This window comes from Micromonospora sp. CPCC 206061 (assembly GCF_036906915.1).
Classification (GTDB): Bacteria; Actinomycetota; Actinomycetes; order Mycobacteriales; family Micromonosporaceae; genus Phytohabitans.
Genome location: NZ_JBAKHX010000072.1, coordinates 1 through 14756, shown reverse-complemented (window position 1 = coordinate 14756; position 14756 = coordinate 1). Strand labels below are relative to the sequence as shown.

Genomic DNA, 14756 nt, shown 5'->3' with positions numbered 1-14756 from the left:
CGGCCGGTTGGCCGGGCTACCGTTTGTTTCGTGGCGCTCTCTCTGGCGATCTCGCCCTGCCCCAACGACACGTTCGTCTTCCACGCCCTGGTGCACGGGCTGGTGCCCGGCGCGCCCCCGGTCGACGTGACCTACGCCGATGTGGACGTCACCAACACCGCCGCCGAGAAGGGCGAGTACGACCTGGTGAAGGTGAGCTACGCGGCACTGCCGTGGCTGCTCGACAAGTACGAGCTGCTGCCGTGCGGCGGCGCGCTCGGCCGCGGCTGCGGACCGCTCGTGGTCACCCAGCCGGGCCGCACCTCGATCGAGGGCGCGACCGTTGCCATCCCGGGTGAACGCACCACGGCGTACCTGCTCTTCCGGCACTGGGCCGCGGAGAAGTCAGCAAAGATAGAGGTCGCGCCGTTCCACGAGATCATGCCGGGCGTCGCGGCCGGCCGCTTCGACGCCGGCCTGGTGATCCACGAAGCCCGCTTCACGTACCAGCGGCACGGGCTGACCGCGCTGGCGGACCTCGGCGAGTGGTGGGAGGCGAAAACCGGGCTGCCGATCCCGCTGGGCGCGATCCTGGCCCGCCGCGGCGTGGTCGACCCCGCCGCGGCGGCGGAATGGATCAGGGCCTCTGTGCGGCACGCCTGGGGCAACCCGGAGGCCAGCCGCGACTATGTGCTGTCACACGCGCAAGAGATGGAGCGCGACGTGGTCGACCAGCACATCGCGCTCTACGTGAACGAGTTCACCGCGGACCTCGGAGACGAGGGGCACGCGGCGGTCGAGGCCCTGCTCAGTGCGAACGCGAGCTGACTTAGAGCTCGAGCTCACTAGCGACCGCGTGCACGGCCTGCGCGACCGTCTGGGCGGTCTTCTTGTCCGGGAAACGGCCGCGCCGCAGGTCGGGCATGATCTTCGCTTCCAGTACCTTGATCATGTCTTCGATGAGGCCGTGCAGCTCCTCAGCGGGGCGGCGCCGCAGCTCCGCCATCGACGGCGGGGCATCGAGCACCTTGACGCCCATGGCCTGCGCACCTTTTCGGCTGTCGACCACACCGAACTCGATCCGCTGACCGCTCTTGAGGTCGGTGACGCCGCCGGGCAGCGCACCCTTGGGCAGAAACACGTCCCCACCTTCGTCGCTGGTGACGAACCCGTAGCCCTTCTGCGCGTCGTACCACTTCACTCGACCGGTAGGCACCGTTGACCTCTACTTCGTTGAGATTTGCTGATTCTCACAAGGCTAACTGGAGTAGGGCGGAGAGCGCCGCTGGGAATCGGGTCAGGTCCGTGAGGACCACGTCCGCGCCGGCGTCCTTCAGCTCCTCTTCAGTACAGGGACCGGTGGTGACCCCGACCGATGGCACGCCCGCCGTGCGGGCGGCGACCATGTCGGCGACGTGATCGCCCACGTAGAGCCGCACGCCGTGCGCGGTCAGCGCGGTGGCCTTGCCCTCCGCGAATAGATCGCCCACCACGTGGTCGGCCCGCAGGCCGACGTGATCGAGGTGCAGCTGGGCGAGCCGGCCGAGCTTCGACGTGACGACCACCACGCCACCGCCCAGGTCACGCACCGTCCGCACCGCCGCCTCCGCCCCGGGTAGCAGGGTCGACGGCGTGATCGCGTAGTCCGGGTAGAGCCCGCGGTACTCGGTGACCGCCGCCTCCACCTCCTCGGGCGGAAACCAGAGTCGTATCTCGTGGCGCAGCGGCGGGCCAAGCCGTGCCACCGCGGCGTCGGCGTCAACGTGCACCCCGGTGCGGGCGCTGAGCGCGCGGAACGCGGCCGCGATGCCCGGCCGCGAGTCGATCAGAGTCATGTCCAGGTCGAATCCGACCACCAGCGGTTCAGTCACCCGGTCTTCCTCCCCAGAGCCGTTACCGCGATCATCGTCGCACGGCTAGCGTTGAACGACGATGGCCACCACATTCGCCGACCACCTGCGGTCACTGACCGACGCCGCGCTGGGCGAGCTGCTCCGGCTCCGCCCCGACCTGGTCATGCCCGTGCCGGCCGACCTGTCGGCGCTGGCTGTGCGCGCCCAGTCCCGGGTCTCGGTGGCCCGCGCGCTCGACGGGCTCGACCAGTTCACACTCCAGATCCTCGACGCCGCCCGGCTGACCCGCGACCCGGGCGACCACACCACCTCGATCGACGCCGTGCTCGCGATGGCGGCGCGGCCCGAGGCGCGCGCGGCGCTGGCCCGGCTGCGTGCCCTGTTCCTCATCACCGGCCGCGACGACGCCCTCCACGTCGTGCCCGCCGTCGACGAGGTCTCGTCCCCGTACCCCGCCGGCCTGGGCCGACCGGCGGCGGATCTCGACTCCCGGACGGCGGCCCTGTGCGCCGACCCGGCCCGCCTACGCCGGACGCTGCTGGCGGCGCCGCCGCAGGCCCGTGCGGTGCTCGACCGCCTCGCGGATGGTCCGCCGGTCGGCACCTTGACGGGCGCGGCCAACGCGCCCGTCGGCTGGCTGGTCGACAACGCGCTGCTCGTGCGGATCTCGGACGAGGCGGTGGAGATGCCGCGCGAGGTCGGGATGCTGTTGCGCCGCGACTTGGGCCCGCTCGGTGCGGTGCGGCCCGAGCCGCCCGCGGTGGCCGGCACGACCCGCGACCCGAAGACCGCCGACTCCGCCGGAGCCGGGCAGGCGATGGAAGTGGTACGGCTCGCCGAAACGTTGCTGGAGGCGCTGGACGCCGAGCCCACGGCGATGCTGCGCTCGGGCGGCATGGGCGTGCGCGACCTGCGCCGCCTCGCCAAGGCGATCGGGGTCGAGGAACCCGTCGCGGCGCTGCTGCTGGAGGTCGCGAACGCCGCCGGGCTCGCCGGCGAGGCGGAGCGGTCGGCCGGCGAGCCGCTGTTCCTGCCCACGATCGGCTACGACGCGTGGCGGGGCCAAGCGCTCGCGCCGCGCTGGGAACGGCTTGCCACCGCGTGGCTCGCGATGACCAGGCAGGCCAGCCTCGTCGGGCAGCGCGACGAGCGCGACCGCCCGATCAACGCGCTCTCCATGGAGGTGGAACGCGCGGGCGCGCCGGCCGCGCGGCAGGCCGTACTGGAGATGCTGGGCGAACTGCCGCCCGGCACCGCCCCGACGCCCGAGGAAGTGCTGGCGCAGCTCGCGTGGCGGGCGCCGCGCCGCGCCAAGGGCCGCGAGAACGCACACCGCGCGGTGCTCGCCGACGCGGCCACGCTGGGCGTGACCGGGCTGGGTGCGGTCACCTCGTACGGCCGGCTGCTGGCAGCGTCCGACGGTCAGGGCAGCGCGGCCGACAACGACCCGCTTGGTGTACGCGCCAGCGGCGACAGTGAGTTCTCCGAGGTGGCCCGGCAGCTCGACGGGCTGCTTCCGGCGCCTGTCGACCACGTCCTCGTCCAGGCCGACCTGACCGTGGTGGTGCCCGGACCGCCCGAGCCCACGCTCGCGGACGAGCTGGAGGTTGTCGCCGAGCACGAGTCCGCAGGCGGGGCCAGCGTGTATCGGGTCACCGAGGCGAGCCTTCGGCGCGCGCTCGACGCCGGGTACACGGCAGAGGACCTACACGCCCTGTTCCGCCGGCGGTCGCGCACCCCGGTGCCGCAGGGCCTCACCTATCTGGTCGACGACGTCGCGCGCAAACACGGCGGCCTGCGGGTCGGGGGCGCCGGCGCCTACATCCGCAGCGACGACGAAGCACTACTCGTGCAGCTCCTCGCCGACCGGCGGCTCGCCGCCCTCGGGCTGCGCCGGCTCGCACCCACCGTGCTGGCCACCCCGTACCAGGTCGGCCGGCTGCTCACCGCGCTGCGCGACGCCGGGTACCCACCCGTGCACGAAGACGCGAGCGGCGCCGCCGTCGTTGCCCGGCCGAAGACCCGCCGCGCCGCGATGCGCGCGACCGCCGCCCTCCAACCGGAGGCACCCAGCCTCACCCCGCCGCGGCTCGCGGGCATCGTCGAACACATCCGGCGTGGCGACGCCGCCGCCCGGGCAGCTCGCCGCGCGCCGGTCACCGTCCGCGCCGCCAACGGCCACGACGTCGAGGGACTCACCGCCGTGCAGGCGCACACGCAGGCGCTCGCCGTGCTTCAGCAGGCCGTACGCGACAAGGCGCTGGTCTGGGTCGGATACGTCGACGCGCACGGGGCCACCGCGTCCCGGCTGGTGCGGCCCGTGTCCATAGGCGCCGGGTACCTGCGGGCCGAGGACGAACGCACCGAAATGCTTCACACGTTCGCCCTTCACCGCATCACCGCCGCGGTGTTGGATTCCTAAGTACCTGGGCGGCGCCCGAAGACGTGTACCCGGGTGCCGACCTTGCCGAGGTTCCAGAACGCGCGGGCGTCGGACGCCAGCAGGTTGATGCAGCCGTGCGAGCCGATCGGCTTCACGTGGATGTACGTCGTGGTCTCGTGGAACCCGATCCCGCCGTTGAACCGCTGCCAGTACGGCAGCCACACCTCGTACGGGTTCGACCACTCCTTGAGCGCCCGGTTCTGCACCTTGTAGACACCGGTCGGGGTGGCGTAACCGGACATCCCGGTGCGCGTGACGGTCGGCTTCAACACCACCTTGCCGCCCTTCATCGCCCAGACCGTCTGGTGGGTCAGGTCGACGCAGAACGTGGTGCCGCTGCCGCCCTTGCATTTGCTGGTGTCGGTCGCGGCGAGTCGCTTCGCCACGTCCGCGGTGGTGGGGCCGGCACGTCCGGCGGCCGGCGAGATGCCGTACCGCTGCTGGAACTTCTTGATCGCCGCGCAGTCGGCGGCCGACTGCCTGCCGTCGACGGTGATCGCGCCGAATCCGCCCAGCTTGGCCAGCGCCGTCTCGACCTCGCGTTGGTTGTCGCCCTGCGGGCACCCCGGCTTGGTGGTCTTCCTCGGCGTCGGCGACGCGGTGGTCTTGGGGCTGGTCGTGGCCTTCGGGCTGGGGCTCGTCGTCACTTTGGGGCTGGGTGTGGGTGTTTCGATCGGACCGGGCGTCGCGCTCGCCCCCGTAGTACCTTCTGCCGCATTCACCGGCTGGAGATCAGCTCCACCCGGGTCAGGCTGCGACTCGAACGCGCACGCGCCGGCACCGATCAACGTGACAACCGCCACAGCGACCAGCCGCGAGCCTCTCCCAACCACGGCGCCCTCCCCAGAGCAGTTGTCCCTTCGTAGACGCACAGGGGTACCACTCCGGTTGCGTCAACTGAAAGGTTTCTTCGGGAGTGTGACAAGGCCGTGCAACACTTGAGGGTCTTTTTGGGAGGGGCCCGGGCGTGACTGGTGGACCACTGATCGTGCAGTCGGACAAGACGCTGCTTCTGGAGGTCGATCACCCCGACGCGCAAGCGTGCCGGATGGCGATCGCACCCTTCGCCGAGTTGGAGCGCTCGCCGGAGCACGTGCACACGTACCGGCTGACCCCGCTCGGCCTCTGGAACGCGCGCGCCGCCGGGCACGACGCGGAGGGCGTGGTCGACGCGCTACTGCGCTACTCGCGGTACCCCGTGCCACATGCCCTGCTCGTCGACGTCGCGGAGACCATGGACCGGTACGGCCGGCTCCAGTTGCTCAACCACCCCACCGACGGGCTGGTGCTGCGCGGCCTCGACCGGGCCGTACTGACCGAGGTGAGCAAGTCCAAGAAGCTCGCCGGCATGCTGGGCGCTCGCGTCGACGACGACACGATCGTCGTGCACCCGTCCGAGCGAGGACGGCTCAAGCAGGCGTTGCTCAAGCTGGGCTGGCCGGCGGAAGACCTGGCCGGTTACGTCGACGGCGAGTCCCACACGATCGAGCTGTCGTTCGAGGGCTGGACACTGCGCTCGTACCAGCAGGAAGCGGTCGACGGCTTCTGGGCCGGCGGCTCCGGCGTCGTCGTCCTGCCCTGCGGCGCCGGCAAGACCCTCGTCGGGGCGGCCGCCATGGCCCAGGCGCAGGCCACCACGCTGATCCTGGTCACCAACACGGTCGCCGGCCGCCAGTGGAAGCGCGAACTGCTCGCCCGCACCTCCCTCACCGAAGAGGAGATCGGCGAGTACTCCGGTGAGCGCAAGGAGATCCGCCCGGTCACCATCGCGACGTACCAGGTGCTTACCGCCCGGCGCGGCGGCGCCTTCACCCACCTCGACCTCTTCAACGCCCGCGACTGGGGCCTCGTCATCTACGACGAGGTGCACCTGCTGCCGGCGCCGATCTTCCGGTTCACCGCCGACCTCCAGGCCCGCCGCCGGCTCGGCCTCACCGCCACCCTGGTCCGGGAAGACGGCCGGGAAGGCGACGTCTTCTCCCTGATCGGCCCGAAACGGTACGACGCGCCCTGGAAGGACATCGAGTCGCAGGGCTGGATCGCCCCGGCCGACTGCACCGAGGTCCGCGTCACCCTCACAGACGACGAGCGGATGGCGTACGCGACCGCCGACCAGGAAGACCGGTACCGGTTCGCCGCCACCGCGCGCAGCAAGCTGCCCGTCGTCAAGGCCCTCGTCGAGCGCCACAAGGGCGACCAGATCCTGGTCATCGGCGCGTACATCGACCAGCTCCACTCACTGGGCGAGGCCCTCGACGCGCCGATCGTGCAGGGCGCCACCACGAACAAGGAGCGCGAGCGGCTCTTCGACGAGTTCCGCTCGGGGGCGCTCAAGACGCTGGTGATCTCGCGGGTCGGCAACTTCTCGATCGACCTGCCCGAGGCGACGGTCGCGATCCAGGTGTCGGGGACGTTCGGGTCACGCCAGGAAGAGGCGCAGCGGCTCGGGCGGGTGCTGCGACCGAAGGCCGACGGGCGCCAGGCGCACTTCTACACGGTCGTGTCCCGCGACACGATCGACACGGAGTACGCGGCGCACCGGCAGCGCTTCCTGGCCGAGCAGGGCTACGCGTACACCATCGTCGACGCCGACGACGTCCTCACCTGACGCCTTATCCAGCGGGCAGTTCGGGGCCCGGGGTCAGCAGGGGCTCGAGGAGGTCGCCGTACTCGTCGATGCGGTCGAGGACCTCGTCGGAGGTGAAGGCGCGGGCAGCGCTGGCCTCGACCTCGTCCCAGGTCAACGGCGTCGACACGGTCGGCGTCGGCTGGGCGCGCAAGGAGTAGGGCGCCACGGTGGTCTTGGTGGCGCTGTTCTGACTCCAGTCGATGAAGACCTTGCCCGGGCGGAGCCGCTTGGCCATCTTCGAGGTGATCCATTTCGCGTTGCCACGCTCCAGCTCTTCGGCGATCCGTTTCGCGTACCCCGACACCTCCTCCGCCGACTGCGTGCCCGCGATCGGGCAGCTGAGCTGCATGCCCTTCTTGCCGGACGTCTTCGGGTAGGCGTCGAGCCCGTCGTCGGCGAGCCGGTCGCGCATGAGCACGGCCACCGCGCAGCACTCCCGTAAACCGGCCGGCGCACCAGGGTCGAGGTCGACGACCATCAGATCGGGGTTTGCGCCGACTCGCCACTGTGGAGTGTGCAGTTCGAGAGCGGCGAGGTTGGCGAGCCAGACCAGCGTGGGCAGGTCGTCCGCGACGACGTAGTCGAGCATTTCGCGGGACTTCGTGGAGCCGGGCACGGGCAGCCGTTCCAGCCGCACCCAGTCCGGCGTGCCGCCGGGCGCGTTCTTCTCGAAGAACGACGCCCCGTCCACGCCGTTCGGGAACCTGATGCGGGTGAGCGCCCGGTCTCGCAGGTGCGGCAGCAGCACAGGGGCGATCCGTGTGTAGTAGTCGATGACCTCGCCCTTGGTGAAGCCGACCGACGGAAAGAGCACCTTGTCGAGGTTGGACAGCTCCAGGCTCCGGCCGTCGACCTCCACCCTGATCCGCTGCTCACGCGGCATCCGTCACATCCTCCGGGGTCATGTCGGGACGCAGCCGCAGGAAGCGGGGAAACCGCATCCGCCCGTCCGGCGTGCGCTGGCCGTACTTCACCTCCACCACGATGTCCGGTCTTACCCAGATCGCGCCGCGGGCATCCTCGCGCGGCACGTCTCCTGCCGCGAAGGGTGACGTCGGTGCGCGCCGGGGTTCGAGCACGTCGAGGAGCGCCTGCTCGGCGGCGACCCCGATGCCACCGCCGACCCGTCCGCGAAAGTCGAGCCGCCCATCGGGGCGCGGTACGCCGACGAGCAGGCCGCCGATCCGGCGTGCGCCGGGCCGCCAGCCGCCCACCACGAGCTCCACCGTGACGTCCGACTTGACCTTTAGCCAGTCGGGTGATCGGGCGCCGGGCCGGTACACCGAGTCGAGTCGCTTCGCGACGATGCCTTCGAGCTGGTTTTCCTTCGCCGCCGCCTCGGTCGCTGGCCCGTCGGAGAAGCTGGGCGGCACGGCCCAGCGCGATCCGGCAAGCCCGAGGGCCTCCAGCGCCGCGCGGCGGTCCTGGTAGGGCCATCCGGTCAGGTCGGCGCCGCGCCAGCGGAGCAGATCAAAGATCATGTACGTCACCGGAATGGTCGCGGCGAGCCGGGCCGCACGGGCATGGTCGCGCACGTGCATCCGCTCGGCCAGCGCGACGAACGACGGCCGGCCCTTTTCGTCGAGGAGCACGACCTCGCCGTCGAGCACAGCGTCGTCGAGGACCCGGGCGAGCGGCGCCAGCTCGGGATACGCCGCCGTCACCTCCGCGCCGGACCGGGCCCAGAACCGCGCCGACCCCTGACGGATATCGGCAATGGCGCGCACGCCGTCCCATTTGAACTCGTACGTCCAGCCTTGCCCGCCCGGCAGCCGCTCGCTCGTGGTGGCAAGCATCGGCCGGAACGGTGCACCTGGCACTTCCTCACCATAGATCGCCGACGGAAACTCTCGCGTCCCGTTCCACCCGATGCGATGCTGGTGAGCAACGGGCTGTTGCACGAGGCGCGGCGGGGGTTCCTGACCAGCTCACGGGGTAGGGGAGCGACATGCGGGCAATCTGGAAGGGCGCCGTATCTTTCGGTCTTGTATCGATCGCGGTCAAGCTCTATTCCGCCACAGAAGAAAAAGACATCCGATTCCACCAGGTGCACCGCGAAGACGGCGGGCGCATCCGGTACAAGCGCACATGCTCGGTCTGCGGCGAAGAGGTCACCTACGACGACATCGCCAAGGGGTACGACATCGGCGGCGGCGAGATGGTCATCCTCACCGACGAAGACTTCGCTGAGCTGCCCCTGAGCACCTCGCACGCGATCGACGTGCTGGAGTTCGTGCCGGCTGACCAGGTCGACCCCATCCTGTACAACAAGGCGTACTTCATGGAGCCCGAAGGCGCCGCCACCAAGCCGTACGTGCTGCTGCGCGACGCGCTCACCGACACCGACCGGGTGGCGATCGTCAAGGTCGCCCTGCGCCAGCGCGAGCAGCTCGCCACGCTCCGGGTGCGTGAGGGCGTGCTCCTGCTCAACACGATGCTGTGGCCCGACGAGATCCGTAAGCCGGACTTCGGGTTCCTCGACGAAGACATCCAGGTGCGGCCGCCCGAGCTCGCGATGGCCGGGTCGCTGATCGACTCGATGGCCGGCGAATTCGAGCCGACCGACTACACCGACAACTACCGCGAGGCGCTGCAGGAGGTCATCGAAGCCAAGGTGGAGGGGCGCGAGGTCGTCCAGCCGGAGGAGGTCGAGGAGGCGCCGGCCGCGGCGGTCGACCTGATGGCAGCGCTGCGCGCATCGGTCGAGCGTGCCAAGGCGGCACGCGGCGAAGGCTCAGGCGAGCCGACCCCGATCACGTCGGCCCGGTCGGCCAAGAAATCGGCTACCACCGCCGATGCCGGTAAGGAGGGCGCCAAGGCTACGAAGTCGGCCGCCGCGAAGAAGACGCCGGCGAAGAAGGCGCAACCGGCGAAGAAGGCACCTGCCAAGAAGACAGCGGCCGCCGCCAAGTCGGCCGAGCCGGCGAAGAAGACCACCGCCAAGAAGGCCACGCCCGCCAAGAAGACCGCGCGCAAGTCCGCCTGACGAGCACCCGGCTACTCGACCTCGGTGACCTCCAGCTCGCCACCGGCGTAGTTCGACCGCACCCGCTTCTTGTCGAACTTGCCCACGCTGGTCTTGGGCACCGCTTCGATGAACGCCCACCGCTCCGGCAGCTGCCACTTCGCGACCTGGGTGCCGAGGAAGTCACGCAGGTCGTCGACCGAGGCGGTGGCGCCCTCGCGCAGCACGACCGTGGCGAGCGGCCGCTCTCCCCAGCGCTCGTCGGGCACGCCCACCACGCATGCCTCCAGCACCGAGGGGTGCGCCATGAGGGCGTTCTCCAGCTCGACCGAGGAGATCCACTCACCGCCGGACTTGATCACATCCTTGGCCCGGTCGGTCAGCGTGATGAAGCCATCGGGCGACAGCGTGCCCACGTCGCCCGTGCGCAGCCAGCCGTCGCGGAACTTCTCGGGGTCGGGCTCGTCGTCACCCAGGTACCGTGCCGTCGTCCACGGACCGCGGACCTCCAACTCGCCGACGGACGCGCCGTCGGCGGGCATGATCTCGCCGAGCGGGCCGACGATCCGCGCCGCGACGCCCGCCGGCACCCTCCCCTGCGTGTACCGGTAGGCCCAGGCGTCGTCGCCGGTGGCGCCGGCCGGCTCGCGGGACACCGAGCCGAGCGGCGACATCTCGGTCATGCCCCAGGCGTGGATGATCTGGATGCCGTACCGGTCGGCGAACGCGTGCATCAGCGCCGGAGGGCACGCCGAACCACCGACGATCACCTCGTGGAGCGAGGAGACGTCGACGTCGTGGCTGTCGAGGTATGCCAGCAGGTCGGTCCAGATAGTGGGCACCGCACCCGCCTTGGTCGGGCGCTCGGCGGCGATCATCTCCGCGATCGGGCCGCCCTGCAGGAACCGGTCCGGCATGATCAGAGTCGCCCCCGACATGAACGCGGCAAACGGGATGCCCCACGACATCGCGTGGAACATCGGCACGATCGCCAGCTCGCGCTCGGCCGGCCCGAGACCGAACCCCTCCGGCGCGTTGATCTGCATCGAGTGCAGCCAGATGGAGCGGTGCGAGTAGGCGACGCCCTTCGGGTTTCCCGTGGTGCCGGACGTGTAGCAGAGGGCGGCGGCGTCGCGCTCGTCGACCTCCGGCCAGTCGTACCGCGTCGGCTTGTCGCGCAGCAGGTCGTCCCACCGGTGTACGGCCACCCGGTCGCCGAGCGGCGCTGGATCGCCGCCGCCCACCACCACGACGTGCTCCACCGTGGACATCTGGGGCAGCACCTTCGCCAGCAGCGGGACCAGCGTGCTGTCGACGATCACCACGCGGTCCTCGGCGTGGTTGGCGATGTACGCGAGCTGGTCGGGAAAGAGCCGCAGGTTGAGCGTGTGCAGCACGGCGCCCATGCTCGGCACGGCGAAGTAGGCGATGAGGTGCTCGGCGTTGTTCCACATGAACGTGGCGACCCGCTGGTCGCCGGTCACCCCGAGGTCGTCGCGAAGGCCGTGAGCGAGCTGCGCCGCGGCCGCTCCCACCTCGCGGTACGTCATGCGGCGCCCCTCGGCGCCGGTCCAGGTGACCACCTCGGCGCCGCCGTGCACGGTGCTGCCGTGGTCGAGAATCCGGGAGACCAGCAACGGGACGTCCATCATCGTGCTGCGCATGGTTACCGAATCTAGTGGCCCTCGTCACACTCCGGAAGAGATCTAGGATCGGTGCGTGGCGAGCATTTCCTGGGCGGAGTCGTACCTCGGTCAACTGCGCGCCCTCGCCGGTGACCGCACGCTGATGTTCGTCGGTGCGCGCGGCGTCGTCCGAGACGACGAGGGGCGGGTGCTGCTGATCCGCCGCGCCGACAACGGCGTCTGGGCAATGCCGGCGGGGGCCATGGAGCTGGGTGAGTCGATCGCCGACTGCGCGGTACGCGAGGTCTACGAGGAGACCGGCCTCCAGGCGGGCGCGGTCACCCCGTTCGGCTTCTACACCGGCCCGGCATACACCTTCACCAACATGTACGCCGACACGTACCAGCTCTTCGTGGTCACCTTCCGGATCGACCAGTGGGCCGGCGAGCTGGTCCGGGTCACCGACGAGACGACCGACGCGGGCTTCTTCGCGCTGGACAGCCTGCCCGCGCCGCTCTCGTCGACCGTGACGGAGACGCTCGCCGACCTGGCCGCCTACGAACGCACCGGCCAGATGGTCCTCAAGTAGCTCAGTGCTTGCCCTCGGCGATCTCCTCGAACATCTTCGCGCAGAAGGCCGGCAGGTCAGCGGGCTTGCGGGCAAACCAGTCAGTAAGTCCGGCCCTCACCGAGCGCTTCGAGGGCATCGAACTCGGGTTCGGCCTCGGCCTCGGTCTCGATGCCGATCCTGAACTGGCGCACCATCGTGGCGCCCAGCCAGGCCCCGTATCCGCCAGCGGCCAGCGCAAGCAGCTCAAGCAGGAACGCGGCGACTCCCGGCGCGCTGGTCTGGGTCTCCACCCGCACCATGCAGACGAGCGCATACAGCGCCACCATCACGAGATTGACCAGCAAATAAGCCACGGAGCGGCGCTTGCCGGCACCACCCGGCACGTCCCAGAGATCGACCATGCCGGCACCTGCGGCGAGCACCGCCGCGAAGAGGCCGGCCACGATCGTCCAGTAGCCGACCTGGCCGAGGAACGCGAGGCCGCCGGTGACCGCGGCGAAGTCGAACAGCGCGGCGCACACGAAGAGACCTAACGGCAGCGTCATCAGCATCGGGTGCACCGGGTGTCCGGAAATCTTGAGCCGAGTCTCCATGGCGATCGCTCCCTGCTTGGCCCGCTGCCAAGGTCAGCGGTACCCGGGTCGCTATCGACCAAACATACGCCCAGCGCGACGATCATCACCGAAAGCGAACAAGGCCCCGGTTTCCCGAGGCCTTGTTCGGCATGGAGCCGCCTGACGGAATCGAACCGTCGACCTACGCATTACGAGTGCGTCGCTCTGACCGACTGAGCTAAGGCGGCAACGATCGTCAAGTGTACGGCACCCACCTTCCCCCGATCGAATCGGTTACCCGACCAGCCCGACAGATCGACAGGGGTCGCGACTACGCTGCCACCCGTGACGGAAGACCTTGCCGCCCCGGTCGAAGCCGCACCCACCAGCCGGCCGCGCCCCCGCACCCTCGACCCGCTCGAGCTCGGCTTCACCCCCCGCCCGCCCGTGCCCTGGCTCGCCCCGCTCCTGCTGCTGAGCACCGGATTGCGCACGCTGCTGGCGATCCTCTTCGGGGCATACCTGGACAAGCGCGAGCTGCAAAACGCACTGCCGGGCAACGTCCACAAGGTCACGGGCACTGGCGAGGAGGTGTGGCTCGACTACGTGGCCGACCTGGGCGACGGGTTCAACGCCACCTACTCGGTCGCCTACCTGCTCGCCCAACGCGAGCTCGACGTCGACGGTCACCGGTTGCCGCGCGGCGACATCCTCGTCATGGGTGGCGACCAGGTATACCCGACGGCGAGCGGCGCCGCGTACGAAGACCGCTGCAAGGGGCCCTACCAGGCGGCGCTGCCATGCCCGCCAGAGTCAGGGCCGCGCCCGACCCTCTTCGCCATCGCCGGCAACCACGACTGGTACGACGGGCTGACCGCCTTCTTGCGGCTCTTCGCGCGCCGCAAGGACGGCGCCATCGGCGGCTGGCAGACCGCGCAACACCGCTCGTACTTCGCCACCGAACTGCCCGGCGACTGGTGGCTGTACGGCATCGACGAGCAGTTCGGGGCATACCTCGACGACCCACAGCTGATCTACTTTGAGCAGGCGGCGACGCAGCTGCGGCCCCACCACCGGGTGATCCTGGTCGTGCCGGCGCCCACGTGGGTCAAGGCCGTCGACAACCCGGAGTCCTACGACGCGGTCGACTACTTCATCCGCACGGTCGTCGCGCCGACCGGTGCCCAGGTGCGACTGATCGTGGCTGGCGACCTGCACCACTACGCCCGATATGAGGGAGCCGATCGGCAGCTCGTCACGTGTGGCGGGGGCGGTGCCTACCTGTACCCGACGCACAAGCTGCCCGGAGAGATCACGGTGCCGCCGCCGGACACCAAGGCCCGCCGCGCCAGCCGCAGCCGGCCGTACCGCCTCGCCGGCTGCTACCCGAGCGAGGCGCGGTCCAGCCGGTACGGGTGGGGGATCTTCCAGCGGTTGCCGTTCCGCAACCCGGGTTTCTCCGTGATGCTCGGCATCCTGCACTCCATGATGATGCTGGCGATGACCGGCGTGGCCTACCGCAGCGGCGCCCTCGAAGAGCGCATCTTCAGCATCCCCCTGGCGCTCGTGCTGCTGCTCGTCATGGCGGGGGCCATCCTCTTCGCCAAGCCACCCGCCGCGGGCGGTAAACGCTCTACACGGCACTGGTTGCTCGGCATGGCGCACGGGTTCACGCACATCGGCCTCGGCGCGGCGGGCACGTGGGTGTGGCTCCAGGTCCCGTTCGTCGACTGGCCCTGGCCGATGCCGGTGGTCGCCGCGCTGGTCGTCTATGGCCCGATCATGGGGTTCGTGGCGAGTGAGCTGGTGGCGGCATACCTGGTCACGGCCGGAGCGATGGGTGTCAACCTCAACGAGCTCTTCGCCGGCCAGGGCATCGAAGACTCCAAGGCGTTCCTGCGGCTGCACGTCGGCGCCGACCGCACTGTCACGATCTACCCGGTCGCGGTCGACCGCATCTGCCGTTCGTGGCGCCCCAACCCAGACGCCCCAGCCGACGCGTCCTGGCTGGAGCCCAACGAAGACCTACGCGTGCGTCTGGCGGAAGAGCCCATCACCATCACGCCGTAGTGTGAGCGCGCCGCCGCCCGCAGACCGCACAAAGCGGAGGGAGCGCAGCGACCGGAGCGACTGCGGT

Annotated in this window: 13 protein-coding genes and 1 tRNA gene; 6 read left to right on the top strand and 8 right to left on the bottom strand. The window is 70.2% G+C overall.

Features of this window, described 5'->3' with window-relative positions; translation table 11 throughout:
- Positions 1-30 precede the first annotated feature (30 nt).
- Positions 31-807, top strand: coding sequence for a 1,4-dihydroxy-6-naphthoate synthase (locus V6V89_RS32485; RefSeq protein ID WP_334623361.1), 777 nt, complete (start codon positions 31-33; stop codon positions 805-807).
- A 1-nt stretch (position 808) separates the two neighbouring features.
- Here V6V89_RS32485 and V6V89_RS32480 read toward each other — a convergent pair whose 3' ends face one another.
- Both V6V89_RS32480 and V6V89_RS32475 read right to left on the bottom strand, forming a co-directional pair.
- A complete protein-coding gene (locus V6V89_RS32480) occupies positions 809-1195 on the bottom strand; it encodes a cold-shock protein (RefSeq protein WP_334623360.1) in 387 nt (128 codons plus the stop codon).
- A 34-nt stretch (positions 1196-1229) separates the two neighbouring features.
- Positions 1230-1850 carry an HAD family hydrolase gene (locus tag V6V89_RS32475; protein WP_334623359.1) on the bottom strand — a complete coding sequence of 207 codons (621 nt, stop codon included), beginning with the start codon at positions 1848-1850 and terminating at the stop codon, positions 1230-1232.
- Positions 1851-1911: 61 nt separating this feature from the next.
- Here V6V89_RS32475 and V6V89_RS32470 point away from each other — a divergent pair, with 61 nt between their 5' ends.
- On the top strand, positions 1912-4254 hold the full coding sequence (locus V6V89_RS32470; RefSeq protein WP_334623358.1) for a helicase-associated domain-containing protein: 2343 nt from the start codon (positions 1912-1914) through the stop codon (positions 4252-4254).
- On the opposite strand, the gene V6V89_RS32465 is transcribed toward V6V89_RS32470, so the two are convergent.
- Positions 4251-4922 carry a L,D-transpeptidase family protein gene (locus tag V6V89_RS32465; RefSeq protein WP_334623357.1) on the bottom strand — a complete coding sequence of 224 codons (672 nt, stop codon included), beginning with the start codon at positions 4920-4922 and terminating at the stop codon, positions 4251-4253. The genes V6V89_RS32470 and V6V89_RS32465 overlap by 4 nt on opposite strands.
- A 320-nt stretch (positions 4923-5242) precedes the next feature.
- On the opposite strand from V6V89_RS32465, the gene V6V89_RS32460 reads away from it, so the two are divergent.
- A complete protein-coding gene (locus tag V6V89_RS32460) occupies positions 5243-6883 on the top strand; it encodes a DNA repair helicase XPB (protein WP_334623356.1) in 1641 nt (546 codons plus the stop codon).
- A 4-nt stretch (positions 6884-6887) separates the two neighbouring features.
- Here V6V89_RS32460 and ligD (V6V89_RS32455) read toward each other — a convergent pair whose 3' ends face one another.
- Positions 6888-7787 (bottom strand): non-homologous end-joining DNA ligase, encoded by a 900-nt coding sequence (ligD, locus tag V6V89_RS32455; RefSeq protein WP_334623355.1) that lies wholly within the window; start codon positions 7785-7787, stop codon positions 6888-6890.
- Positions 7777-8724, bottom strand: coding sequence for a non-homologous end-joining DNA ligase (gene ligD / locus V6V89_RS32450; RefSeq protein WP_334623354.1), 948 nt, complete (start codon positions 8722-8724; stop codon positions 7777-7779). Before ligD (V6V89_RS32450) ends, ligD (V6V89_RS32455) begins: the two co-directional genes overlap by 11 nt.
- A gap of 128 nt (positions 8725-8852) precedes the next feature.
- On the opposite strand from ligD (V6V89_RS32450), the gene ku reads away from it, so the two are divergent.
- Positions 8853-9890 carry a non-homologous end joining protein Ku gene (ku, locus tag V6V89_RS32445; RefSeq protein WP_334623353.1) on the top strand — a complete coding sequence of 346 codons (1038 nt, stop codon included), beginning with the start codon at positions 8853-8855 and terminating at the stop codon, positions 9888-9890.
- Positions 9891-9901: 11 nt separating this feature from the next.
- Here the strand turns inward: ku and V6V89_RS32440 are convergent, their stop codons facing one another.
- Complete coding sequence (locus V6V89_RS32440; RefSeq protein WP_334623352.1) at positions 9902-11533, bottom strand: fatty acid--CoA ligase; 1632 nt, start codon at positions 11531-11533, stop codon at positions 9902-9904.
- A 124-nt stretch (positions 11534-11657) separates the two neighbouring features.
- Here V6V89_RS32440 and V6V89_RS32435 point away from each other — a divergent pair, with 124 nt between their 5' ends.
- On the top strand, positions 11658-12083 hold the full coding sequence (locus tag V6V89_RS32435; RefSeq protein WP_334623387.1) for an NUDIX domain-containing protein: 426 nt from the start codon (positions 11658-11660) through the stop codon (positions 12081-12083).
- A gap of 80 nt (positions 12084-12163) precedes the next feature.
- Here V6V89_RS32435 and V6V89_RS32430 read toward each other — a convergent pair whose 3' ends face one another.
- Complete coding sequence (locus tag V6V89_RS32430) at positions 12164-12658, bottom strand: DUF2231 domain-containing protein (RefSeq protein WP_334623351.1); 495 nt, start codon at positions 12656-12658, stop codon at positions 12164-12166.
- Positions 12659-12790: 132 nt separating this feature from the next.
- Positions 12791-12867, bottom strand: a tRNA-Thr gene (locus tag V6V89_RS32425).
- 4 nt (positions 12868-12871) lie between these two features.
- Here V6V89_RS32425 and V6V89_RS32420 point away from each other — a divergent pair.
- Entirely contained in the window at positions 12872-14689 is a 1818-nt protein-coding gene (locus V6V89_RS32420; RefSeq protein WP_442935263.1) for a metallophosphoesterase family protein, read from the top strand.
- The last annotated feature ends 67 nt before the right edge of the window (positions 14690-14756 follow it).